Origin of the sequence: Sphingobacterium spiritivorum ATCC 33861, from assembly GCF_000143765.1 — a bacterium.
Lineage (GTDB): Bacteria > Bacteroidota > Bacteroidia > Sphingobacteriales > Sphingobacteriaceae > Sphingobacterium > Sphingobacterium spiritivorum.
In genome coordinates, this window is the sequence record NZ_GL379771.1 from 803,210 (window position 1) to 828,600 (window position 25,391).

A 25,391-nucleotide genomic window follows, 5' to 3' on the forward strand; every position below is an offset into this window, starting at 1 on the left:
ATTTCAATTCTTAAAGATAAATAAACGAATATGGGGATCAAAAATAAATGTGTCTATTCGGGCATCACTTTATAGGTAGGGTCATCTTCTACATTCACTTCAATTAGGCCGGCCGCATCAGCAAGCAGTTTACGGGAATCTGCACTCAGATGCCGTAATATAACCCGCTTCCCATTTTCCGCATATTTAGCTGTCAGCTTATGTACCACATCGATAGCAGTCATATCTACCAACCGGCTTTCCTTAAAATCGATAATAATCTGATCAGGGTCTTCAGCTACATCAAATTTTTCTGCAAAATGAGCTGCTGATCCAAAGAAAAGCGGACCATTTATTTCATAGATCTTATTACCTTCCGCATCTATACTCTTCCGGGCACGGATTCTTTTGGCATTGTCCCACGCAAACACCAGGGCAGATATTATTACACCCACCAAAACGGCCAAAGCCAGATTGTGGAGCAGTACTGTTATAGCTGCTACCAGTACTCCGACAAAAATATCGGATTTGGGCATTTTATTGACAAGCCGCACCGAAACCCATTGAAAGGTACCTATAGAAACCATGATCATCACGCCTACTAAAGCAGCCATGGGAATACGTTCGATAACAGGGCTGCCAATCAGAATAATAATCAGTATGGTCGCGGCTCCAATTATCGCTGAAAGCCGGGCTCTGGAACCTGCATTCAGATTTACCAAGGTCTGCGCTACCATAGCGCACCCACCCATTCCTCCAAAGAAACCGTTAACAAGATTTGCAGTACCCTGAGCCATAGCTTCCCGGTTTGAGTTTCCTTTTGTATTGGTGATTTCATCTACCATAGAAAGTGTCAGCAAAGATTCAATAAGTCCTACTCCGGCCATAACCAGTGCATAAGGAAATATGAGCTGCAATGTATCCCATGTCAGCGGAACAGAAGGGATATGAAAAACAGGCAGGGATCCGCTCACGGATGCAATATCAGATACTGTCTTAGTCTCTATACTTCCGGCAAGAACGATTGCAAAGATGACCATAATTGCTACCAATGAAGCTGGAATCGTACGGGTCAGTTTAGGAAAGAAATAGACAATCAACATCGTAAGCACAGTCAGTCCGATCATCGTATAAAGAGCCGCACCGGACAACCAGTGACTGACTCCATTCTCCACGACCTTAAACTGATGAATTTGTGCCATAAATATAATGATAGCCAGACCATTCAGAAAGCCATACATCACCGGTTGCGGAATTAGCCGTACAAACTTGCCCCAGCGGAACAGCCCCACCAGAAACTGAAGTACTCCCCCTAAAATAATCGCAGCGAACAAATATTCCACACCATGCGTTGCGGCTAAAGCAATCAGTACCACCACTGTGGCTCCAGCCCCTCCCGAAACCATTCCGGGCCGGCCGCCAAGCACAGCTGTGATCAGTCCCATCAGGAAGGCCGCATATAAACCTGTCAAAGGGCTCAATCCTGCCAAAATAGCAAAGGACAAGGATTCCGGAATCATAGTCATAGCGACGGTCAGACCCGCAAGGATCTCGACCCGGTAATTTACCTTTTGCTTAAAATCGAAGAACTGGAGAAAAGAATTCATATATGAGTGCAAATATAAGGCTTATACACCTAAACCTTCATCCTGTATTTTGGGGTAAACAAGAATGATTCCGTAAATTGCGCGGACAACCAGAATTAATGTTTCAGGAAAACCTGTTCACATTCTCAATTGTTATCTTATTAAATATTTACCGTATACATATGAAAAATAAACACTCTTACTTTAGTCTGCCCGGCATCTGTGCACTTATTTCCTTTTTGTTCGTCCAATGCCAGACCATTCCGGAAAATGTGAAAGCTGTCGAAAATTTTGATCAAAGCCGTTATCTTGGTAAATGGTACGAAATAGCACGATTTGACTTCAAATTTGAGAAAAACCTCAAAAATACGACAGCCACTTATTCGCTCAATAAAGATGGCTCTATAAAAGTAGTTAATACAGGATTTGATACAGTGGAACGTAAACAAAAGGAGGCTGTCGGAAAAGCCAAATTTGTAAATGAACCGACTCAGGGGATGCTAAAAGTTTCCTTTTTTGGTCCGTTCTATTCAGGGTACAATGTCATTGCACTTGATTCCGCATATCAGTATGCGCTCATAGCCGGCAAAAACCTGGATTACCTGTGGATCCTGTCACGGACACCAAATCTTCCGGATCAAATCAAAAGAGAATATCTGGTCAAAGCTAAGGAGGCTGGCTATGACCTGAATAAATTGATCTGGGTACAGCAGGATTCTGTGAAGTAAAAATACCTGAAAGCACAGGAATAATACCTGTTCGCTGTTGTCTTCTAAACAAACATCCGCGCTTGCCGTTATAGATTTATAGATTTTTTTAAAGGTATAGATCATGAGCAAAGACCACGGAAATCAAATCAAAGATGACGAAAAATACGAAGCTCTGCGCAATAAAGGCATGAGTAAAGAAAAAGCAGCCCGTATTGCCAATACGCCTGATGCCAGCCGAAAAGGAGGGAAAAGCAGTAATCTTGATGAACGAAAAAAAACTGAGCTTTTGGCGGAAGCAAAAAAAATAGGAATAAAAGGAAGACATAGCATGACTAAAGGCAAACTTATAGATGCTATAAGAAATCATTGAAATCGATCAATTACAATAACACAACAGTAACCTTGACCCTGCATTTTTAAAAGATGTGGGGTCTTATTTTTCAAAGCAGTAATTTATGAAGACCTCTGCAGCTATGCCACATGCGGCACTCGATATAAAGCTTAGATATGTATCTGACCAGCAACCCGGATATACCCGAAAAGAGAAAAACGGAAAATTCCTTTACTTCTCCGATAAAGGTAAAATAACTGACAAGAAGGTATTAGACCGTATCCGTGCATTAGTCCTTCCTCCTGCCTGGCAGCAGGTTTGGATCTGTGCGAAGGCAAACGGGCATATACAAGCTACAGGTATAGATGCACGTGGCCGTAAACAATATCGGTATCACAATGACTGGTCTGCTTTCAGAAATCTGAAAAAATTTGATCGCCTGGAGGGATTTGCCAGAAAGCTGAAACTTTTGCGCGCGCAATTAAAGAAAGATCTGAGACGCAAAAAACTCACAAAGGAAAAAGTTTGTGCCATTGCTGTGAATATTATGAGCCTCACGTATATCAGAGCAGGTAATAAAGCATACGAGGCGGAGTATGGATCATTTGGGTTGACAACCCTGAAAAACAAACATATTAAAATCCAGAGCAACAAGGTTTTTTTCAAATTCAAAGGTAAGAAAGGAGTCGTCCAACAGATATATCTTAAAGAACCCAAACTGGTAAAAATGTTGAAAAATATTAAAGATATACCCGGACAGGAACTCTTTCAATATTATAACAAGAATGGTGAAATTGTGCGCTTAGACTCAGGTGACATTAACTCCTATCTCAAAGAGGCCATGAAGGACGAATACACATGCAAAGATTTCAGGACATGGGCGGGTTGTACGCTTGCATTGATTGTCATGGCAGAGATGCCTGTTGCGGAAACTGAAACCGAAAGAAAGAAGAATCTGGTCCGCATAATAGATGAAGTAGCATCTAAATTAGGAAATACACGAACCGTGACCCGTAACTATTATATACATCCGGAGTTGCAGAATCAATATCTGGATCAGCGTCTTGCACCTGTATTAAATCGTATAGCAAAGAAAAGTAAAGACAAACTGTCGGTGACAGAAATTGCAGAAAAATCATTTTTAAAATTTCTTTTATCTCTTACTTCGGCATAAATTTCACGCACATACACCTCATTGTGATCCGGGGATGAGGAAGCAAAAAAAATCCCCCAAGCAAGAGACTGTAAACAGTCAGTGCCTGAGGGAAAAGAAAAATGGTATAATTATATATTATTGATAAACGGCTAAAACATTCTTCAGTTTTTTTCTGGCCATATGAATCCGGGTTTTGACTGTACCCACAGGCAGATTAAGATGCTCAGCAATTTCGTAGTATTTATACCCCTCAAAATACATGGTAAAAGGAACATAACAACCTTTATCCAATTCGGAAAGCGCCTGTTGTATATCATCCATCACAAATTTATTTTCTCCCCAATTATGAACAGCAGAAAAGTACATCTGAGAAGAACTTACTTCTTCTTCTGTTGTAATGAATGACTGAGTCTTAGAAACTCTGCGGTATCCGTTAATGAAAGTATTCTTCATAATAGTATACAACCAGCCTTTAAGATTAGTCCCCTCTTTAAAATTCTGAAAGTAGGTCACAGCTTTGAGAAACGTCTCCTGAAGAAGATCATTGATTTCCTCATTATCTTTTGTAAAGCGTTTTGCGAAGCTCCGGAGTTCATTAGTTTGCTCCATAACCTGAGTATTAAATTCGTTTCTAGTCATAATAGTAGATTTTTTATTTCCGCTTTGAAGCATTTTACAGTTAACTCTATTTTGTTGAATCATCGCAAGACATTATTCAAAGTGCATGCTAAAAAGAGTGGTTTTTTTCTTTCAAAAAACGTATAAATACCTATAAACTTTTGGTTAAATCAACACCACTCCCCATAGAGTTTAAAAAGCCCAATTATCAGCAAGGCAGATACGTATTTATACGCGTATTTAACCCCGATGAAATTGAAAATTTTGGCTTCTGAAACATAGAGAAGAATTTGGTACAGACGTACACAGCTCTAAATGTCTATTTAATAATACAAAACAGCCTTTCGGAAACGTATTCAAAACATTAAAAATCAACCGCATACACCGAAACCTTCTGATCATTGCGTTGTTTATATTAGTATGAGAGCAATTTGGACAGGAGCAATAGGTTTTGGACTTGTTAATATCCCGGTTAAAATATACAGTGCCACACAAAGCAGTTCACTGGATCTGGACATGCTGGATCGGAAAGATAAATCAAATATCAAGTACAAAAGGGTGAATGAGAAGACAGGTAAAGAAGTCGCATGGGAAAATATTGTCAAAGGATATATGCTGAAAGACAAATATGTCGTACTGGAGGATGCGGACTTTGAAGATGCAAGTCCTGAAAAAAATAAAATGATCAATCTCCGGTCCTTTGTCAAACTTGAAGAAATAGATAGTATTTATTTTGATACTCCCTATTATTTAGAGCCTCAGAAAGGTGGAGAGAAAGCCTACCAGTTACTCTTAAAAGGATTAGAAAAAAGCAAAACTGCAGGCTTAGGATCCTTTGTTATGCGCAATATTGAAAATCTGGTCATTATAAAACCCTACCAGAATATGCTTTTACTAAATAAGCTCCGTTTTGAAGAAGAAATTCGCTCAGCTGAAGAATTAAAGATTCCGGGAGCCTCGAAGATCAAAAAGGAAGAAATGGATATGGCTTTACAGCTTATCAAACAACACAGCCATAGCTTTGATATCTCCGGATATAAAAATGAATATACCCGTGATCTGCTCAAGATCATCAAACAGAAAGAAAAAGGCAAACGGGCAACTATCCGAAAGATGACAGTAGAAAATACAAAAGCAGCAGATCTGCTAGCGCAGCTAAAGGCAAGTTTAGCTTAAAATTTTTCTAATGCCTTTTTGATATCGGCAGGATGATCAAAAATATCTGCCCATGGATCCTCCGTTTTTTCCAGACGATCAGCAATAGAAGTAATATTAAATTGTCTGATATCCAACCCTCCTTTCACTTCTTTCCAATGCAAAGGCGTACTGATAGTTGCACTTTCCTTCGGACGGACAGAATATGGAGCTGCAATAGTTTGTCCCCGCCGGTTCTGCAGATAATCCAGATAGATCAGACCTTTCCTTTTCCGGGGATCCCTGATCAGACTAGTTGTATCCGGATGTTCCTCATGGATCATCTCTGCGATAAACTGTATAAAATCACGGACTACATCATAAGTATATTTTTTATTTACATAAAGGTATATGTGCAAGCCTGTAGAACCGGATGTCTTAATATAATCTGTGACACCAGCCTGCTTAAAGAGACGATGGGCAGTTCTGGCAACATCAATCAAAACTTCAAAGTCAGCTCCGTTGGGATCCAGATCCAACACAGCAAAGTCCGGATATTCTTTCTTTTTATAGGTAGACAGCCAGGGATTAATTTCTATAGATCCTAAATTTGCAATGTAAAGCAGAGTTGCCTTATTATTACAGATCAGATAATCGATGTCCTTATCTGTACTTTCCGAATACATGGGAACTGTGCGCAACCAGCCAGGAATCTGCTTTACGTCTACATCTTTTTGAAAAAAACTCTTTTCTTCTATACCATTTGGGAAACGGTGCATGGAAATCGGTTTATCTTTGAGATAGGGCAATGCAAGATCCCCGTATTTCTCATAATATGTTAACAACTGCCCCTTAGTATATCCATCTGAGGGCCAATATATCTTGTCCAGATTAGTAAGCTTTACCTGATGACGGTCGACTGTAACAACCTTATCTTTCACCAACTCTTGTTCATCCCGTTCTATCTGTACATCCTTCACATTCTTATCCATACGTAATCCTTTAAAAACAGGATGACGAAGATGCCTGTCTGCAGTCCATTCCGAATAATAGACTTCACACACCACAGCAGGCTTCACCCACGTGACCTCCTTTTCTTTAGCTACTACCACGTGTGCATCAAAAGGTTTATCGGTCTTCTTCGTATCCTTTAGTATATCAAAAATATCTTTTAAAATATCCTCCGTAAAGCCTGTTCCACAATTCCCTAGATATATCCAATGATCCTTTTCGTAATATCCCAACACTAAAGCGCCAAAAAAGGAACGGCTACCCTGAGGCTTTGTATATCCGCAGATCACTGCTTCCTGAGTTTTCCGGAATTTAACTTTAAGCCACTGGCTACTCCGTTTTCCGGCATGGTACAAACTCTCCGTATCTTTTGCTATGACTCCTTCCCAACCCTGCTTTTCAGCCTGTTTCCTGATTTTTGAAACCGTTCCTGTCAAAGCTTCAACAGGCATTATTACAGATTTTTTCACCCCTTTTAATAGTAATTGAAGCAGATCCTTTCGCTCCTTCAATGGATATTGACTCAGGTCATTTTCATCCAGACTCAGGATATCAAAAATATAATACCGAATTACGAAAGAAGGTGGCAAAGGTTCTCCACTCTGCAAAAGCTGGAACTGAGCTTTCCCGTTTTTATCTTCAATAACAACTTCCCCGTCCAGCCAGACATCGCGGTCCAGAGCCGACAACGCTTTCACTACACTCGGAAATAGTTTGTTCATCTGTTTCCCATTACGGGAGTACAACACAACTTTTTTGGCGGTCTTAACAGCAATTATCCGGAAACCATCATATTTTTTTTCATACAACCACCCCTCTTCATCCGGTAAATCCGTAGCGAGTCTGGTTAACATGGGAAGAGGTTCCAGCAGTTCAACCTCTGCATTTTTAGCAGGTGAAGCAGACAATTTTGATTTCTCTTTTAATGTCTTTGCAGACTTCTTTTTATACTGTTCTCCTTGATCCTTTATCTTCTTACTGACATAGTCTTCAGCATTGTACGGTCTATCTACGGCGAACTTATCTTTGTGTTTGATCAACAGCCAGGATTTACCATCACTATCTTTTATACGGACTAAGGCAAACTCCCCTTTTAATATTTTTCCGTGAAGAATAACTTTAACTGAACCCTGTTCCACATCATCCAACAGACTTTCCTCGTTACCGTCCCCCAAAGGGTGGAAATAACCTTCGTCAAATATAGAAACAGTCCCGGCACCGTAGTTTCCTTTAGGAATCTCTCCTTCAAAGCTGGCATAATCAACAGGATGATCTTCCACCTGCACCGCAAGTCTCTTATCCTGCGGAAAAAGAGAAGGACCTTTAGGTACTGCCCAGCTTTTGAGTACTCCCCCCATCTCCAGACGAAAGTCATAATGCAGACGACTGGCATGATGTCGCTGGACAACAAATCGCAATTTCTCAGGTTTCTCCGAATTTGCAGAACCTTTTGGTTCCACCGTTTCCTTGAAATTACGCTTCTTATGGTATTGCGCCAATTTATCCATAATCCTATACTTTCTATACTAACATCAGGATATTAACAAAGGTTTACAGCTTACTTATCAATTTGTCTCTGAAATATACACGCTCTATAATTCTGGCTTTGGATAGCTGAGCATATAAGTTAGGAAGAACTGATGATGCCACATTACGTATCTCTGAGTTATTGGCATCCGAAACAGCCTGTTCGAAAAGAGGGATGCTGCGTTCATAATCTTCAATAACCATTTTTATAAATCTATAATCAAAATCTCTGTTCTTTTCTTCCTTCAGATCTGAAACTTGCTGCGCATCAATGACATTCATGACTTCCGGAATAGCCACATTCATATTATCTCCTAAAGCTATAATCTGTGCCACATCTTTAGTGTGGCATTCTTTTAATGCCAATGCAAGATTGCGGATAGAATCCGAACTGGCCATCTGTAAAGCTTGTTCTGAAGCATTTTTTAATTTAAGTCCGCTTTCAACAGTTTTTATAAAAAAGCGTTCTGCATCAAAATAAATATTGTAATCCAATATCGAGGCAGATACTACCGAATCTGTCAGTGGCGCATTTTTAATGGACGTGGGTTTCTGGCAACTGCTTAAGCCAAATGCAATTGCAGATAAGAGAGTATAATATAGGTAAGCTTTCATGATGTTGTGCTGTATAATTACTATAAGTACACACAGAAGCTCTAAGTGTTGAGGGGAAAAACACCTTAAAAAAAAGAATAATACCTGTTAAGAGAGGTTAAAAGCGTAATTGCGGATTAGCTTATATCCGTTAGGCTGATAATTTTGTCCGTTCCGAACCTGAATATCGACCGGCCTTTCATACTGATGACCTGCCCGCGTTCATAACCATTAGGCAAATCCACAGCCAATTTGGCCGAATAGTCGATTTCGATTTCAGTCTGCTCAGGAGAATGCTGAACAGCCAAAATTTCCTGTTTACGTTCCGAAAACAACTCAGCAGCCTGTACAGCCTGATCCCAGAATGCACGGCGACCTAATAAAGATAAGTTGATTTCTCCGTCGGTAATGTTAACAAAACGGATTTCGTCATCCAGATCCGCAAGCATACCTGCTATATCCAACTGATTGTAGGCCTCTACATAATTGCGAATCAGTTTTTCTCGCTGCGTATAGTCCATTATCGTAATCTTTCTGCTGATTTTATCAGGCGTTCATCTTTACGTATACCACCGAAAGCAAGAGATAAGAATACTATAGCAACCGGGAATAAGAAAAATCCCACTCCAATATTACTTGCTGAAAGATATTGGGATGTTTTGGATAAAATATCTCCGGAAAAAGAGTAAAGCCAGAAAAAGAATAAAACAACCAGAACCATCTGTAACAAAATCAGTTTGATTTGCATTTTGCGGTCTTTAAACTTAAAGATGATATATACCGGAATCAATCCTAAAACCACTGTAGCAATACTCTGCAAAATAAAAGATTCTTCTTTGACAGATTCACCGTTAACAGCAGTATAAGACCCTGACACTAATAATTTCCTTCCTATTCCCGCCACATCGATATACTGCAGATAAGGGAACAGAAACAATGCGAAAATAGTCACTCCCGCTAATAATAACCAAACCGTTTGAATACGCTGTATCATAAGATTATTTTATTGTAACAAACAAACTTAGATAAATTTGCCTTTATATGCAATATTATTGACTTGTATATAAAACTAATTTATCGGTTTCTCCTCTGCCGTAAAGCTCTAATTTTTCAGAGAAAATATACTGTCATATCCCAAAGTGAATGTCTAACAGTTTAATCTGCTTTATTAACAATGCTAATGTCAAATTGTTCCGTCAAAAAATGAAGTTGAATCATAAAATCATCCAAATCACTACATTTGCAATGTGGAACTAAAAACAAAACGTTTCTTTCTGGAGATAGCATATCAAGGCACAGCATATCATGGTTGGCAAATCCAGCATAACGCTGTTTCTGTACAGGAAAAGTTAAATGATGTACTTAAAACCTTACTTCGTAAGGACATAGAAACCATAGGTGCCGGCCGTACAGATACAGGAGTACACGCAAGGCAGTTATTTGTTCACTTCGATGCCATACCGGAAGGTCTGCTATTACAGCCAGATAAATTTGTTCATTCCCTCAATGCCTTGTTGCCGCACGATATTGCAGTATACAGGCTTTTACCGGTAGATGACCAAGCTCATGCCCGTTTTGATGCAACATCCAGATCTTACGAGTACCATCTGCATTTTAAAAAAGATCCCTTTCTGATAAATGCCTCCTGGCTGACCAGAGATATTCCGGATGTAGTGAAGATGAATGAAGCCTGTCAATACCTCCTGGGAAGACAGGATTTCGAATGTTTCAGTAAATCCAACACACAGGTTTTTACCAATTTTTGTGATATATCAAGAGCTGAATGGCTATGGAATACCGATGATCATCTAGTTTTTCATATTTCCGCAGACCGCTTTCTAAGAAATATGGTCCGCGCGATTGTAGGCACCTTGTTAGAAATTGGCCTGAAAGGAAAAGAACCTGTGTATATACAGGAAGTCATTGCGAGCAAGAGTCGCTCAAAGGCCGGAACATCTGTCCCGGCGCATGGATTATACTTAACGGAAGTGGTTTATCCTTATATTAGTAAACGTAAATAGAATAAGTAGTGAGCGATCAAAAAATAACAGGAAAAACATACGACAGTAAGCTATTAAAGCGCATGATCAAATATATGCGCCCCTATCAGACCGTATTCTGGATTTCGGTCGTATTGACTATTTTGCTTGCAGCCGTAGCGCCCGCCCTACCCTTGCTCATCGAGCACACCCTAGACAAATATATTCTCACAGACGACGCATCAGGACTTAATAACATGCTGATTGCGATGTTGGGACTTCTGGTTTTACAAACCATCATCCGGTATTTTCATACATTAATGACCAATACTCTTGGACAATCTGTAATCAGAGATATACGTATTGAAGTATTTAATCACATCACTAATCTCAGGCTCAAATACTTCGACAATACCCCAATAGGAAGGCTTATCACACGTACAATATCCGATCTGGAAACGATATCCAATATTTTCTCAGAAGGGCTTATACAGATTATAGGGGACCTGCTGCAACTACTGGTGATACTTATAGTCATGTTCTACACCGATTGGAAGCTCACCCTTATCGTGCTCATTCCTATGCCACTGATGGTGGCAGCGACCTACATTTTTAAAGAGGCGATGAAATCTGCTTTTCAGGATGTACGGAAGTGGGTGGCTAATCTCAATACATTTTTGCAGGAGCATATCTCAGGGATGGGTATTATTCAATACTTTGCCCGGGAAAAACAAGAGTTACATAAGTTTAAAGACATTAACTCCCACCACCGCAACGCACACATCCGTGCCAACTGGTACTTTTCTATATTTTTCCCGGTATTAGAACTCATCATGGCCATAGCACTTGGTCTTCTGGTTTGGTTCGGATCCAGACAGATTATCGCAGATGTGATATCCCCAGGGGTAGTAGTAGCATTTATCATGTATATAAATATGATATTCAGACCTATACGCGAGCTTATAGATAAATTCAACACCCTGCAGATGGGCATGGTCAGTGCTGAAAGAATCTTTGATGTACTGGACACCGATGAAGCGACTCCCAATGCGGGTACACTTAAACCGGAAACTGTCAAAGGAGAAATCGAATTTAAAAATGTCTGGTTTGCCTACAATGATGAAAACTGGGTATTAAAAGATGTAAGCTTCAAAGTACAGCCGGGAGAAACACTTGCGCTTGTGGGTGCCACAGGTGCTGGTAAATCCTCTACAATCAATATCCTGAGTCGTTTTTACGAAATCAATAAAGGACAGATCCTCCTGGACGGGATAGATATACGTGAATATGAACTCAATTACCTGCGCAAGACTATTGCCACTGTACTGCAGGATGTTTTTCTATTCTCAGATTCCATCCGAAAGAATATCAATCTGAATGAAGACAGCATTTCGAATGAGAAAATAATCGATGCAGCGAGACAGGTCGGTGCTTATGATTTTATTCAGCGTCTACCCGGAGGATTTGACTATGAGGTAATGGAACGCGGAGCGACATTATCAGCAGGCCAGGCACAACTTATCTCTTTTATCAGAGCACTGGTCCACGATCCTAAAATACTGATACTGGATGAAGCAACTTCTTCTGTAGATACCGAAACGGAGGAGCTGATCCAGTCAGCTATTGACAACCTTATGAAAGGAAGAACCGCCATTGTCATTGCACACAGATTGTCAACAATCCAGAAAGCAGACAAAATTATTGTGCTCGATAAAGGTGAGATCAAAGAGATCGGCAACCATCATGAACTGCTCGCTATAGACGGATTCTATAAGAAACTATACGACCTTCAATTCCATTCGGCCGGTATCTGATAAATTCAGATGTATGAGCTGAAAATTTTATTATAAACAAAAGCGGAGTTTTCTATATAAAAAACCCCGCTTTTGTTTTGTGATGTGATTAGTTCAATCCTCTTTTCTTCATCAGGTAGACCGGATTCGGATCTGCACCTCTGAAGGTGCGATACATTTGTGCCGGGTTTCCTGTTCCTCCTCTTTCAAGAATATTTCTTCTGAAAGAAGCGGCAGTGCCCTGATCATACAATCCTTTTTCTTTGAATGCTGCGAAAGCATCTGAATCCAATACCTCAGACCAGATATAAGCATAATACCCTGCCGAATACCCTCCTGAGAAAATATGTTCAAAATAAGTACTTCTATATCTCGGGATAATAGAGTTGATAAGTCCGATCTTGTTCATTGCTCCTTTCTCAAAAGCATTGATATCTTCTTTAACAGGAGCTGTAATCGTGTGGTAATTCATATCCAGTAAGGATGCAGCCAAATATTCTACAGTAGCAAAGCCCTGATCAAATGTGCCGGCCTTTTGCATCTTAGAAATCAGCGAATCCGGGATTGCTTCTCCGGTTTTGTAATGTTTGGCATATACTTTCAATACTTCAGGATCTGCCGCCCAGTTTTCCATGATCTGTGAAGGAAGTTCCACAAAATCTCTCGGTACCGATGTACCGGCCAGACTTTTATATTTAACATTAGACAATAATCCGTGCAGCGCATGTCCGAATTCGTGGAATAAAGTTGTTGCTTCATCAAATGTAAGCAATGCAGGTTCATCCCCTATTGGTTTGGTAAAATTACATACAATAGAAATAACAGGAGCGACACGCTTGCCCTCTTTTCTATATTGTGAACGGTAGGATGTCATCCATGCTCCGCCTTTTTTAGAAGCTCTCGGAAAGAAGTCTGCATATAACAGCCCCAGATGTGAACCATCTTTATCTTTCACCTCATATACTTCCACTTCGGGGTGATAGACCGGTACATTATTTAAAGCGACAAACGTGAGACCGTATAACTTATTTGCTACAGAGAAAGCCCCTTCACGTACAGATTGCAGACTCAGATAAGGCTTGATATCCTCTTCATTCAACGCAAAACGTTTTTTACGGATAATCTCGGCATAGTATCTCCAGTCATATGGTGCTACATTAAATGTATCTTTTGCAGCAATGATCTCTTTCTGAATATCTGCAGCTTCCACTTTTGCCTTTGCAAGCGCCGGAGTCCACAACTTGTTCAGTAAATCATATACATTAGCCGGATTCTCCGCCATAGATTCAGACAATACATAAGCGGCATGATTTGCGAAGCCTAATAATTTAGCCTTTTCCAAACGCAGATTTGCAATTTTGCGAACAATCTCTTTATTGTCTGCGTCATTTCCGTTATTTCCTCTCAGGCTGTAAGCTTCCCATATTTTCTTACGCAGATCTCTGTTCTTGGCATATTGCAGAAATGGCATGATTGAAGGATTCTTCAATGTAAATACCCATTTATCTTTCAGACCCTTTGCCTTCGCAGCTTCTGCAGCAGCCGCTTTCAGATCAGAGGTCAGCCCTTCCAGATCCGCCTCTTTATCAATAACCAATTCGAATGCATTGGTTTCTTTTAATACGTTTTGCCCAAACTGAGTGGTCAGTACAGACATCTCTGCATTGATTTTTTTCAGCTTTTCTTTATCTTGGTCCTTCAGACCCGCTCCCGAACGTATAAATCTTTTGTATGTTTCTTCCAGTAACTTATTATCTTCTGCATCCAGTCCGAGTGTCTGTTTCTTTTCCCATATCGTTTTGATTTTGCCAAAAAGGGTAGAATTTAATGTAATCTCATCATTATGCGCAGACAATACAGGAGCCATACTTTTGGCTAAAGCCTGAATAGTGTCGTTCGTATTTGCTAAATTAAGATTAGAAAATATAGTGGAAACCTGCCTCAACAAACCTCCTGCATTTTCTAAAGCCAGAATAGTATTTGCAAAAGTTGGTTCGCCTATATTATTAACAATAGAGTCAATTTCCAGTTTATGTTGTTTTAATGCTTCATCAAATGCAGGCTTAAAATGCTCATCTTTTATCTTGTCAAAAGGAGGTACATTGAAAGGTGTATCATAGGTTAAAAGTAAAGGGTTGGTCGTTTCTGTCTTCTGTTCATTAGTACAACCGACCACAGTTGCCGCAATGATCATGAACATGGGCAAAAAGCTTTTTTTATTCATTTCCGTTTCTTGATTTGTTTTCAATGTTTTTTACAAAGTTAACAATTCCACCCGGATTGAGTGTCTTCAGTGAGCACAAAGACTCTTTACTTTCAGAAATTTATCAGATTTTTGTAAAACAAATACGCAGATGTAACTATTATCAAAATATTACGTCTATTAGCATAATAATTAGCAATTTAAAAGATGAATAGTGTATCTCGCTTCTTCTGGTACTGTGCCGGCGTACATCAGGACACCCTGATAAAATATCCTGAAGAACATAATAAATATGTCAGTATTGGGGCCACGATATTCTTCACCGGGCTTTTTGCAGCTCTTTCCGGCGGATATGCATTATACTTTGTTTTTAGTGGGAATCCGCTTTCTGTTGTATATGCGATACTTTTCGGACTTATTTGGGGCCTGGCAATCTTTAATCTCGACCGTTACATCGTGCTGAGTATTGATAAAACTAAAGGAAGCGGTAAGCAGTTTCTTCAGGCTTTTCCGCGTATCTTACTGGCCATTCTTGTCGGGGTTGTTATTTCCAGACCTCTCGAGTTAAAGATATTTGATAAAGAGATCCGTGAACATCTGCGAGGTTCATATCTGAGCCAGCAGCGGGCAAAAATAGATACCCTCAATCAGACATTTGAGAATAAATACGCAACGGAATACGGGCAGCTCAACGGATTAAAAAAACAGGCAGACTCATTAGACAGCAACATAAAGTCAGATAAGCAAAAACTTAATTTCGAAATCTTTGGCAACAAAACAACAGAGACTTCCGGTGTCATGGGATACGGACCTTATGCCAAAATGAAAGAAGCCCAGCTCAAAAAGCAGGAAATTTATCTCGATACACTCCGCACACGCATTCAACAAAAAGAAAGCGTACTGCAGGACCGAAAGGCATTCGAGGGTATACTGGATCAAAAACTACTTTCCAATAAAAGCCTGGACAGTGCAGTCAATATAGCCGGATTTGCAGATCGTAATGCAGCCCTCGGTAACCTCAAATTTAAAGCAGACGGCACGGTTGATCAGGCTACAGAAAATGCTGTACTTTTCATTGCACTCTTGTTTATATTCTTTGAGTGTCTGCCCGTATTTGTCAAACTTATGAGCGGACGTGATTCCTATGATCAGGCTCTGTTAAGTCAGCGTGAGATTCACGACTATGAATCACATACAAGTATCGCTGTAGAGAAAAGCGCTATTGATAATCTGGAAGGTTTCAGAACAGATGTATCCATCAAAAAACGTATGGATAAACTAAATAACGATTATCACCAAGAAAAAGAAGTGTAATAACTCTTAGATCTGTTTATTAAAATTACAGTAAAAGACATTATGTTAATAATGCTGTCTTTTCAGAATAAAAATCTATACAACACTCCTTTAACACATTTTAGCAACCCATACAGATATATTGGCTTCATTTTTGGATAATTAATGAGACCCGGACTTCGATCTGAAGTACGGATTATATTAAGATTAGGAGGTACAAAATGATTGGAATCGTCGGAGGATCCAGACCACTTGCCGGACTGGAGCTTATCAAAAAAATATTGGAAGAAACAATTGCATCCACAGATCAGGATCACCTGCCTGTGCTTTTGTCTTCGCAACCTCATCGTATCGCGGACCGCACGCAGTATTTACTTGATAATACACGCACAAATCCGGCATATGCGATAGCGGAAATTATAAGTGAACTGGAACAATCCGGAGCGACTGTAGTTGGCATTCCCTGTCATACCGCACATGCTGTTCCCATATTTGATATCATCCGGTATGAATTACAGAAAAAAGAGCATAAAGTACGTTTGCTGCATATGGTAGAAGAAACATCGGACTATATTGCAGCACATTTCACTGCGCCTGTAGTCGGCATTCTGACCACAACTGGAATCCGTAACACAGGGCTTTACAATCACGTATTTGCAGCAAAAGGCTTAAAAGTTATTCAACCTCCTGAGGAATGGCAGGAGAAAATCCAGGCGGCAATACATGATGAGCAGTACGGAATCAAAGCCAGCTCCTCTCCTGTTACAAACCGCGCAAAAGAAGAATTGGTAGCTGCGATCCACGAACTCAAAAAAGAAGGTGCTACAGTTATTATATTAGGATGTACAGAATTATCCGGGGCACTTCGTGAAAAAGAAATCTCAGGTCTGCCGCTTGTAGATCCCAATCGGATCCTTGCACGTGCACTGATACGGACAGTTGCTCCGGAAAAACTTAAAGACTAAGTAATTAAATAAAATCGGTGTTATCTTCAGGATAACACCGATTTTATTTTTTTGCGCATTCTTACTAAAATTCTATATTTACGATTGAAAACATTATTAAGCTAAAACTATGGATGCACAAAGAGTGGACAGTTATTTAATAACTCAGGTCAAATTTTTCTCACCTCAACATCTTAATCTGTTGAGAGAGCAAATGCTGCAAATGGATGAAAGTCGGTTTGTACAAATACAGATGCTGTCCTTCAACGATCCTATGATTACCCTGTTGATCTCGATCTTTGCAGGTTCATTTGGTATAGATCGTTTCATTATAGGAGATACAGGTCTCGGAATCGGAAAGTTATTGACTTGTGGTGGTCTGGGTATCTGGACAATCATTGACTGGTTCCTGATTATGGATGCTACGAAAGAAAAGAATTTCAGAAAAATAGCAGCTCTGCTATAGATCAATAAGAACATAATCCGTACTGCATTTAATAAAAATATGAGGTACGGATTCGTGTACTTCCCTTACCCAACAGGACCATCTGTCATTTTGACACCTCCCTGTATGTTATTGTTATTGGCATAAATATTGATGTTTAAACATATAAATACAGGAGGTTAATCATGCAAAAAATAATCCATCGTGCAGAAAACCGCGGTCATGCAGACTTCGGATGGTTAAAAAGTTATCATTCTTTTAGTTTCGGACAATATTACAACCCGGACAATATCCATTTCGGCGCACTACGTGTGCTAAATGATGATCATGTAGCAGCAGGTCAGGGATTTGGCCGCCATCCGCATGACAATATGGAGATTGTAAGTATCCCGTTATCAGGCACACTTGCTCACAGCGACAGCATGGGTCATCGAAAAGATATACAGACCGGAGATGTACAGATCATGAGTGCCGGCACGGGTATTCAGCATTCCGAATTCAACGGAAGTAAAACAGATGACGTAAAATTTTTACAAATCTGGATTATACCTAAAGAAGCAGATATCGAGCCGAGATACGATCAGAAATCATATGCCCATCTTGACAAAGAGAATAAATGGATTACCATTGTCTCTCCAGATGAAGCAGATGCAAATGCTGTATGGATAAATCAGGATTCCTGGTTCAATCTTGCTGATCTGCAAAAAGGAAATACGTTAGCCTATCATTTACACAATCAGACAAACGGCATTTATCTCTTTGTTTTGGAAGGAGATGTTTCAGTTGGAGGAGAACAGCTTAGCCGCAGAGATGCAATAGGAATACACGACTCAGGCAATGTCAGTATAGAAGCAAATGCAGACGCACAACTTCTTCTGATAGAAGTACCCATGTTTTAAATAAACTGATCCACAATATTGTTAATTGAGGGTCTGACATATCGTCGGACCCTTTTTAATTAAAACTTTGTTTAGCATTTGATGGTTTTATATATAAAATATCCCGACTATGGCAGAAGCGCCCCGTACACCTTTAGCACAAATATCTTCTCTATACTGCAGACAACTGGACTACAAGGAAAAAACCAGACAGCTATCCGTAGAGCAACGCATTTCCCTTCTTCGCAGTTTGGGTAAACAAATAGAAAACAATCATTCTGCAATTACGAAAGCTTTACATCTGGATTTCAGAAAGAATACCTTTGAAACAGATTATACCGAAATCTACGTTGTCCAATCTACGATAAAACATATCTGCAGGAACCTAAAAAGATGGGCTCAAAACCGAAAGGTAAAGAACAACCTGATGTATATCACGACACGCTCCTACCTCCAATATGAGCCAAAGGGTAGTTCTCTTATCATTACGCCATGGAACTATCCGTTTCAGATTCCGCTGATGCAAACAATCAGCAGTATAGCTGCCGGCAATACTGTTATGCTGAAGTTATCCGAATACGTTCCCCATACCAATGTGATAGTAGAAGAAATTATCCGTTCTGTATTTAAACAGGAGCATGTTACAGTTATTAACGGACAAGCTGAAGAAACTACGCATTTACTAAATCTCAAATTTGACCATATTCATTTTACAGGTTCACCAAAGGTAGGTAAGATCGTGATGCAGGCAGCCTCTGCACACCTTTCAGATATAACATTAGAATTAGGCGGCAAATCACCTGTATTTATAGATAAAGATGTAAATCTGCGACAGATAGTACGAAATCTGATATGGGGCAAATTCGTAAATGCAGGACAAACCTGTATTGCCCCCGACTATGTACTTATAGACAAAAACCTGAAGGATACATTTGAAAAAATATTACCGGAAGAAGTGATAATGGCTTTCGGAACATCTGCAGAGCAATCGCCGGATCTGGCCCGTATCATCAATGACAGGCAATTTGACCGCCTGGATACGGCTCTCAAAAAAGCTGTTCAAGCAGGAGCGCGGATACTGACAGGTGGTGAAACAAATAAGACATCGCTTTATATAGCTCCCACAGTAGTGACAGACATGCCTGCAGACAGCAGCTTAATGACAGAAGAAATCTTTGGGCCCATATTACCGGTTGTTTACTATGACACTGTAGACGAAGCATTGACGCTTGTATCCCGGAAAGAAAAACCTCTGGCGCTCTATATCTTCAGTAACAACAGGCATTATACGGATACGGTTCTCAGGAATACAACTGCCGGCTCTACGGCGGTAAATGATATGCTGATTCAGTATATGCACCCCAATCTTCCGTTTGGCGGAGTCAATCATTCGGGAATAGGACAGTCCTTCGGACAATATGGTTTCAAATCGTTTTCACATGAAAGAACTGTAGTTTCAGGCAGCAAAAACCTTCCGTTATCCCGGATATTCTGGTATCCCTACACTGCAAAAACCAGAAAACTGTTCAATTTTATAAAACGTTTCCTGTAAACAAAAAAAGAGTTGTCAGAAATCTGACAACTCTTTTTCTATGTATGATGCGATACGATTACTGGAATTTTTTCGCATTGATTTTACGTTCATTCTCTGTCAGGTAGATCTTACGCAGACGTGTACTTTCTGGTGTAACCTCGATGTACTCATCAGCCTGGATATATTCCATAGATTCTTCCAGTGAGAATTTGATTGCAGGAGCAATACGTGTATTATCATCCGTACCTGAAGCACGCATATTCGTTAATTGCTTACCTTTCACAATATTGATAGTCAAATCATTATCACGGATGTGTTCTCCTAAGATCTGTCCTTCATAAATATCCACTCCCGGATCTACAAAGAATTTACCACGATCCTGTAATTTATCGATAGAGTATGCAGTAGTTGTACCTTTGTCAAGTGAAATCAATACACCATGTAGACGACCAGGGATCGTTCCTCTCCAAGGCTCATAACCTTTCAGACGGTGAGCCATTACCGCTTCACCAGCTGTAGCTGTCAATACGTTGTTACGAAGACCGATGATACCGCGGGATGGAATTTCAAATTCCAGATGCTGCATTTCTCCTTTTGTCTCCATCACTAACAATTCACCTTTACGTTGTGTTACCAACTCGATTACTTTACCGGATACCTCAGCAGGAACATCTACAACCATTACTTCAATAGGCTCACACTTCACACCGTCAATCTCTTTAACGATAACCTGTGGCTGACCTACCTGAAGCTCGTATCCTTCACGACGCATTGTCTCGATCAATACAGATAAGTGAAGAATACCACGACCATATACTAACCAGGCATCAGGAGATTCTGTAGGAACAACACGCAATGCAAGATTTTTCTCCAATTCTTTCTGCAGACGGTCATGGATATGACGTGAAGTCACATATTTACCTTCTTTACCGAAGAAAGGAGAGTTATTGATCGTGAACAACATATTCATGGTAGGCTCATCGATATGCATAACCTCCAGTTGTTCCGGGTTTTCAAAATCTGCGATAGTATCACCGATATCAAATCCTTCGATACCAACTACAGCACATATATCACCTGATTTTACTTCTGTAACTCTCGCTTTACCTAATCCTTCAAACACATACAGCTCTTTCACACGGGATTTTACGATTTTACCGTCACGTTTTACCAACGATACCGGTTGTCCTTCTTTGATCAGACCACGAGCCACACGTCCTACTGCGATACGTCCTACGAAAGTAGAATAATCAAGAGACGTAATCTGCATTTGTAACGTACCTTCCACTACCGGAGCAGCCGGTATGTGCTTCAGGATAGCATCCAGAAGGTCTGTGAAATCTTCTTTAGGTTCTTTCCAGTCTGTTGACATCCAACCTTGTTTGGATGAACCGTAAAGCACAGGGAAATCTAATTGTTCCTCATTTGCATCAAGACTGAAGAAAAGGTCAAAAACATTTTCATATACTTCATCAGGGCGACAGTTTTCTTTATCCACTTTGTTGACAACAACGATTGGTTTCAGTCCTAACCCCAATGCCTTTTGCGTCACGAAACGTGTTTGCGGCATCGGACCTTCGAACGCATCCACCAAAAGGATAACCCCGTCAGCCATTTTAAGTACACGCTCTACTTCACCACCGAAATCGGCGTGACCAGGAGTGTCAATAACATTGATTTTTACACCCTGATAGGTAACAGAAACGTTTTTAGAAACAATGGTGATACCGCGTTCGCGCTCCAGATCATTGTTATCCAAAATTAAGTCGCCTTTGTTTTCCGAATCTCTGAAAAGATTGGTAAAGTGTAAGATTTTGTCAACCAATGTGGTTTTACCGTGGTCAACGTGTGCGATGATCGCTATGTTTCTGATATTCTGCATCTAGCAAATGTTTGTATATAAAATTTGAGGGTGCAAAGTTAACGATTTTACACCACAATTTTTACATCATCACTAATTTTTATTTTATAACCCCCAATTCCTGACCGACTTTAGTAAACGCAGCAATAGCTTTGTCCAGGTGATGACGGTCATGTCCGGCCGATATCTGCACTCTGATCCGGGCTTTTCCCTGAGGAACAACAGGGTAATAAAAGCCGATTACATAAATACCCTCTTCCAGCATTTTTGTTGCAAATTCCTGTGCTAATTTAGCATCATACAGCATTACAGGCACGATCGGATGAAATCCCGGCTTAATATCAAAGCCTGCAGCTGTCATCTGTTCACGGAAATATTTGGTGTTATTCTCTAACTTGTCACGAAGCTCTGTCGTCTGGCTCAGCATGTCCAGTACAGCCACCGAAGCACCTGCAATGGCCGGCGCAAGTGTATTTGAAAATAAATACGGACGGGAACGCTGACGTAACATATCTATGATTTCTTTTTTACCGGAAGTAAAGCCTCCGCTGGCTCCTCCTAGTGCTTTTCCAAGTGTTCCGGTAATGATATCCACACGGTCAATCACGTTATATAATTCGTGTGTACCTCTGCCGTTTTTACCGATAAAACCTGTACAATGCGACTCATCGATCATCACCAGTGCTTCATATTTGTCGGCAAGATCACAGATCTGATCCAAGGGAGCTACGGATCCGTCCATAGAGAACGCGCCGTCAGTCACAATAATTTTGTGACGGGCTCCTGAAGCAGCCTGCAACTGCGCTTCCAGATCAGCCATATCCGCATTTTTATATCGGAAACGTTGCGCTTTACACAATCTTACTCCATCAATGATAGAAGCATGATTCAGTTCATCAGAGATGATAGCATCTTCAGCTCCAAATAAAGGCTCAAATACCCCACCGTTGGCATCAAATGCCGCGGCATATAAGATCGTATCTTCTGTTCCCAGGAAAGTCGAAAGTTTGGATTCTAATTCCTTATGAATATCCTGCGTACCACAGATAAAACGTACAGAAGACATACCGTATCCATGTGAATCGATAGCCTGCTTAGCTGCTTCGATCACTTTGGGATGAGAAGAAAGCCCCAGATAATTGTTTGCACAGAAATTGATAACTTCAGCACCTGTGCTTACTTTAATATCGGCTCCCTGTGGTGTAACGATAATACGTTCTTCTTTATACAAACCAGCTTCTTTAATGGCTGCGATCTCTTTCTGCAATGCAGGTTGAAGTGTCTTATACATAATAATCTATTTTAGCACGTAAAAATACAGTTTTATCTCTGAAGAAAGGGACGCAGAAAGCGGGTTTAAAGAAAATTTAACCCAAATTACACAAAAAGAAGACAGTGGAAACGATTGTTTAATTTTTAACTATTCATAGCGCAATGCTTCCACAGGATCCAGTCCGGAAGCTTTAGATGCAGGATAATACCCTGAAACTACACCAACGAAGATACAGACCGCCATCCCCAGGAACATCCATTTCCATGGAATAATAAAGCTCGCACCGAGCGCTACAGCCAAAAGATTTCCGATCGAAATTCCCAGAATAATCCCGGCTAATCCTCCCAGAATACAAATGACAATCGCTTCCATAAGAAACTGTTTGCGTATAACTCCCGGAGTTGCACCGATGGCCTTTCGTACCCCGATCTCACGGGTACGTTCGGTAACTGAGACGAGCATAATATTCATGAGGCCTATGGAAGCGCCTAATAATGTAATGGCAGCAATTGCAATGGCGCCATAGGTCACATAATTCAGATTTTGCATGAGCATCTGTGCCACAGCATCTGATTTTATTATTTCAAAATTAGAAGTTTGTCGGGCATTCAGCCCTCGTATCTTACGAAAAGTAAGGATAGCTTCTCCTTCTGCAGCATCCATTCGGAGCGGATCCGGAGACATAACCGTTATGACATATGAAGGATTAGCATTTTCCATCATCATCCTTGCTTTTGAAATAGGTACAAAACAAGCCTTATCAGCTCCGAATCCGGCACTGGAACCTTTGCTCTCCAGTACACCAATCACCAGAAAGCGATCATCTCCGACAGTAATATACTGACCCAACGGATTTGTATTATTTTTAAAAAGTTTCGTCGTTATCTCTTTTCCGATAATCACCACAGCACTTCCTAATTCCACATCCTGTTTTGTAAAATTCCTGCCATCAGCAATTTTATAGCCCGAAGTCTGCAGATAGTTATCATCTCCGCCTATTACTCCGATATTAGGGTTAGTTTTCTCACTTTTAAATTTAACAGTAGAAGCCCAGGTTACATTTGCATTGATAGACACAATAGCATCTGTGCTGAACCGGTCTTTAAATTCCAGCGCTTGTTTATACGTAATCGCCGGATATACTTTGGGCTTACTTCCCTGATCGCCTATACGTACATTAAGCCCCCGGTTACGAATATTAAAGGAATTGGAACCCATGGAAGAGAAAGAATTCGTCAGGGAACTCTGGATCGCATCGATAGAAGTAAGGACGCCGATCAAAGCTGTAATACCAATCGCTATGATCAGAGCTGTCAGGAATGTCCTCAGCTTGTTGCTTACAATAGATTGCAGCGCAAGCTTGACATTTTCGCGGTAGGACATATTAACAGACATATACGATTGTATTATTTATATCAAATTAATCGATTAAAAATCAAAAAACAAAGGCCTTGATAAAATATCAAGGCCTTTTCAACCAAAAACCACCTTATGAAATCTAATTTACTAAGTTCTTTATGTTAGAAACCGACTTATTTTACTCTTGTAAAAGTATCGGTGCGACCTATAAGACTTACACCTACATATCCTCTGATATCAAGTTTATCTCCTTTAAGCGTCATCTTACAGCTATATGTTTTTCCGGATTTAGGATCATATACTTTTCCGTTTTCATACAGATTGTCTTTTACTTTTTCAAAGTTGGTCAGATTTTCCATGCCAAGTACAGGTCTGCTCTTGAGCTTATCATCCGGATTTTTAACATCTTTTTTAGGATGACCGGATTCATCGTTTGGAGTTTTAAGCCAATAAATCTTTCCGTAAAACTTATCGCCCTTTTTATAGATCTCGACTCTTGCTTCTCCACTTGGATTCTGCCATTTACCGATTACAGGATCCGTTTGAGCAAATAGAGCTACTGTTACGAATAGCACCATTAATGATAGCATTAATTTCTTCATGATAGTTACTGTTTATAATTGCCAAAGTGAATATACAAAAAAATAATTATGCAAGCATAGCATTTTTTTTATTTTTTTTATCACATTAGCATAGCACGACTGTGCAAGATGGGATAACTAAAAGTTTAGAAAGTAATTGAAAATATCCTTTTTTAGAGTTTAAAATGGTTTTTGGCACTTATTTTGAACGTTTTTACCCGGAACTTTTAAACCATTTTGCTATGAAATTTATTATTAGTTTATTATTGACCGGAGTTGTAGTAGCTGTATCAGCCTGGATTATTCCGGGAGTTTATGTTGCAGGTTTCGGCTGGGCAATTGTAACCGGATTGGTTATCGGATTTGTAAATGCAACTGTAGGAAGTATTCTTCGCTTATTTACTTTTCCGTTGAATTGGTTGACTTTGGGATTGGTATCTTTTATTATTACTGTACTGATGGTATTGTTAAGTGATAAAATTATGGGAGCTAAATTTGATGTATCCGGATTCTGGACCGCAGCATTATTTGCAATCGTTGTCGCTATTGTAGAAATGATATTATCCGCAATCTTGGGATCTTCAAAAGATAATTGATCTGTC

At 40.0% G+C, this 25,391-nt stretch carries 23 protein-coding genes; 12 read left to right on the forward strand and 11 right to left on the reverse strand.

What is annotated here, in order from left to right:
• Positions 1–53: 53 nt before the first annotated feature.
• Positions 54–1,586: a SulP family inorganic anion transporter gene (locus HMPREF0766_RS13520; RefSeq protein WP_002998189.1), complete on the reverse strand. Its 1,533-nt coding sequence runs from the start codon at positions 1,584–1,586 to the stop codon at positions 54–56.
• 161 nt (positions 1,587–1,747) lie between these two features.
• Between HMPREF0766_RS13520 and HMPREF0766_RS13525 the strand changes: the two genes are divergently transcribed.
• From HMPREF0766_RS13525 to HMPREF0766_RS13535, 3 genes are all read left to right on the forward strand, one after another.
• Positions 1,748–2,293 (forward strand): lipocalin family protein, encoded by a 546-nt coding sequence (locus HMPREF0766_RS13525; RefSeq protein ID WP_037460392.1) that lies wholly within the window; start codon positions 1,748–1,750, stop codon positions 2,291–2,293.
• Positions 2,294–2,396: 103 nt separating this feature from the next.
• On the forward strand, positions 2,397–2,645 hold the full coding sequence (locus tag HMPREF0766_RS13530) for a DUF7218 family protein (protein WP_002998193.1): 249 nt from the start codon (positions 2,397–2,399) through the stop codon (positions 2,643–2,645).
• Positions 2,646–2,730: 85 nt separating this feature from the next.
• A complete protein-coding gene (locus HMPREF0766_RS13535) occupies positions 2,731–3,780 on the forward strand; it encodes a DNA topoisomerase IB (RefSeq protein ID WP_002998195.1) in 1,050 nt (349 codons plus the stop codon).
• A 117-nt stretch (positions 3,781–3,897) separates the two neighbouring features.
• Here the strand turns inward: HMPREF0766_RS13535 and HMPREF0766_RS13540 are convergent, their stop codons facing one another.
• Positions 3,898–4,401 (reverse strand): RNA polymerase sigma factor, encoded by a 504-nt coding sequence (locus HMPREF0766_RS13540; protein ID WP_236582350.1) that lies wholly within the window; start codon positions 4,399–4,401, stop codon positions 3,898–3,900.
• Between the two features lie 399 nt (positions 4,402–4,800).
• Here HMPREF0766_RS13540 and ku point away from each other — a divergent pair, with 399 nt between their 5' ends.
• Complete coding sequence (gene ku / locus HMPREF0766_RS13545) at positions 4,801–5,556, forward strand: non-homologous end joining protein Ku (RefSeq protein WP_002998199.1); 756 nt, start codon at positions 4,801–4,803, stop codon at positions 5,554–5,556.
• On the opposite strand, the gene ligD is transcribed toward ku, so the two are convergent.
• The 4 genes from ligD to HMPREF0766_RS13565 form a co-directional block, all read right to left on the reverse strand.
• A complete protein-coding gene (ligD, locus tag HMPREF0766_RS13550; RefSeq protein WP_002998201.1) occupies positions 5,553–8,033 on the reverse strand; it encodes a DNA ligase D in 2,481 nt (826 codons plus the stop codon). The genes ku and ligD overlap by 4 nt on opposite strands.
• A 43-nt stretch (positions 8,034–8,076) precedes the next feature.
• Positions 8,077–8,667 carry a DUF4142 domain-containing protein gene (locus tag HMPREF0766_RS13555; RefSeq protein WP_002998203.1) on the reverse strand — a complete coding sequence of 197 codons (591 nt, stop codon included), beginning with the start codon at positions 8,665–8,667 and terminating at the stop codon, positions 8,077–8,079.
• Between the two features lie 116 nt (positions 8,668–8,783).
• Positions 8,784–9,167 (reverse strand): nuclear transport factor 2 family protein, encoded by a 384-nt coding sequence (locus HMPREF0766_RS13560; protein WP_002998205.1) that lies wholly within the window; start codon positions 9,165–9,167, stop codon positions 8,784–8,786.
• Positions 9,167–9,640, reverse strand: a complete 474-nt coding sequence (locus HMPREF0766_RS13565; RefSeq protein WP_002998206.1) for a DUF4293 domain-containing protein — start codon at positions 9,638–9,640, stop codon at positions 9,167–9,169. Before HMPREF0766_RS13565 ends, HMPREF0766_RS13560 begins: the two co-directional genes overlap by 1 nt.
• A 253-nt stretch (positions 9,641–9,893) precedes the next feature.
• Here HMPREF0766_RS13565 and truA point away from each other — a divergent pair, with 253 nt between their 5' ends.
• Positions 9,894–10,667, forward strand: a complete 774-nt coding sequence (gene truA / locus HMPREF0766_RS13570) for a tRNA pseudouridine(38-40) synthase TruA (protein WP_002998208.1) — start codon at positions 9,894–9,896, stop codon at positions 10,665–10,667.
• Between the two features lie 8 nt (positions 10,668–10,675).
• Positions 10,676–12,439, forward strand: coding sequence for an ABC transporter ATP-binding protein (locus HMPREF0766_RS13575; protein WP_002998210.1), 1,764 nt, complete (start codon positions 10,676–10,678; stop codon positions 12,437–12,439).
• A gap of 88 nt (positions 12,440–12,527) precedes the next feature.
• Here HMPREF0766_RS13575 and HMPREF0766_RS13580 read toward each other — a convergent pair whose 3' ends face one another.
• Positions 12,528–14,666 carry a M3 family metallopeptidase gene (locus HMPREF0766_RS13580; RefSeq protein ID WP_248676749.1) on the reverse strand — a complete coding sequence of 713 codons (2,139 nt, stop codon included), beginning with the start codon at positions 14,664–14,666 and terminating at the stop codon, positions 12,528–12,530.
• Between the two features lie 162 nt (positions 14,667–14,828).
• Here HMPREF0766_RS13580 and HMPREF0766_RS13585 point away from each other — a divergent pair, with 162 nt between their 5' ends.
• The 5 genes from HMPREF0766_RS13585 to HMPREF0766_RS13605 all read left to right on the forward strand — a co-directional run bounded on the left by HMPREF0766_RS13585 (position 14,829) and on the right by HMPREF0766_RS13605 (position 19,733).
• A complete protein-coding gene (locus tag HMPREF0766_RS13585; RefSeq protein WP_002998214.1) occupies positions 14,829–15,935 on the forward strand; it encodes a DUF4407 domain-containing protein in 1,107 nt (368 codons plus the stop codon).
• A gap of 200 nt (positions 15,936–16,135) precedes the next feature.
• Complete coding sequence (locus HMPREF0766_RS13590; protein ID WP_002998215.1) at positions 16,136–16,879, forward strand: aspartate/glutamate racemase family protein; 744 nt, start codon at positions 16,136–16,138, stop codon at positions 16,877–16,879.
• A gap of 109 nt (positions 16,880–16,988) precedes the next feature.
• The gene (locus HMPREF0766_RS13595) at positions 16,989–17,324 is read left to right on the forward strand and encodes a TM2 domain-containing protein (RefSeq protein WP_002998217.1); all 336 of its coding nucleotides are present in this window, start codon (positions 16,989–16,991) and stop codon (positions 17,322–17,324) included.
• Between the two features lie 164 nt (positions 17,325–17,488).
• Complete coding sequence (locus HMPREF0766_RS13600) at positions 17,489–18,202, forward strand: pirin family protein (RefSeq protein ID WP_002998218.1); 714 nt, start codon at positions 17,489–17,491, stop codon at positions 18,200–18,202.
• 109 nt (positions 18,203–18,311) lie between these two features.
• Positions 18,312–19,733, forward strand: coding sequence for an aldehyde dehydrogenase family protein (locus HMPREF0766_RS13605; RefSeq protein ID WP_002998220.1), 1,422 nt, complete (start codon positions 18,312–18,314; stop codon positions 19,731–19,733).
• A gap of 58 nt (positions 19,734–19,791) precedes the next feature.
• On the opposite strand, the gene typA is transcribed toward HMPREF0766_RS13605, so the two are convergent.
• The 4 genes from typA to HMPREF0766_RS13625 form a co-directional block, all read right to left on the reverse strand.
• Positions 19,792–21,597 carry a translational GTPase TypA gene (typA, locus tag HMPREF0766_RS13610; RefSeq protein ID WP_002998222.1) on the reverse strand — a complete coding sequence of 602 codons (1,806 nt, stop codon included), beginning with the start codon at positions 21,595–21,597 and terminating at the stop codon, positions 19,792–19,794.
• Positions 21,598–21,676: 79 nt separating this feature from the next.
• Positions 21,677–22,867, reverse strand: a complete 1,191-nt coding sequence (gene kbl / locus HMPREF0766_RS13615) for a glycine C-acetyltransferase (protein ID WP_002998224.1) — start codon at positions 22,865–22,867, stop codon at positions 21,677–21,679.
• A gap of 129 nt (positions 22,868–22,996) precedes the next feature.
• Positions 22,997–24,244, reverse strand: a complete 1,248-nt coding sequence (locus HMPREF0766_RS13620) for an ABC transporter permease (RefSeq protein WP_002998226.1) — start codon at positions 24,242–24,244, stop codon at positions 22,997–22,999.
• Positions 24,245–24,381: 137 nt separating this feature from the next.
• On the reverse strand, positions 24,382–24,810 hold the full coding sequence (locus tag HMPREF0766_RS13625) for a DUF2147 domain-containing protein (protein ID WP_002998228.1): 429 nt from the start codon (positions 24,808–24,810) through the stop codon (positions 24,382–24,384).
• A gap of 221 nt (positions 24,811–25,031) precedes the next feature.
• On the opposite strand from HMPREF0766_RS13625, the gene HMPREF0766_RS13630 reads away from it, so the two are divergent.
• Positions 25,032–25,385, forward strand: a complete 354-nt coding sequence (locus HMPREF0766_RS13630) for a phage holin family protein (protein WP_037460394.1) — start codon at positions 25,032–25,034, stop codon at positions 25,383–25,385.
• Positions 25,386–25,391: the final 6 nt, after the last annotated feature.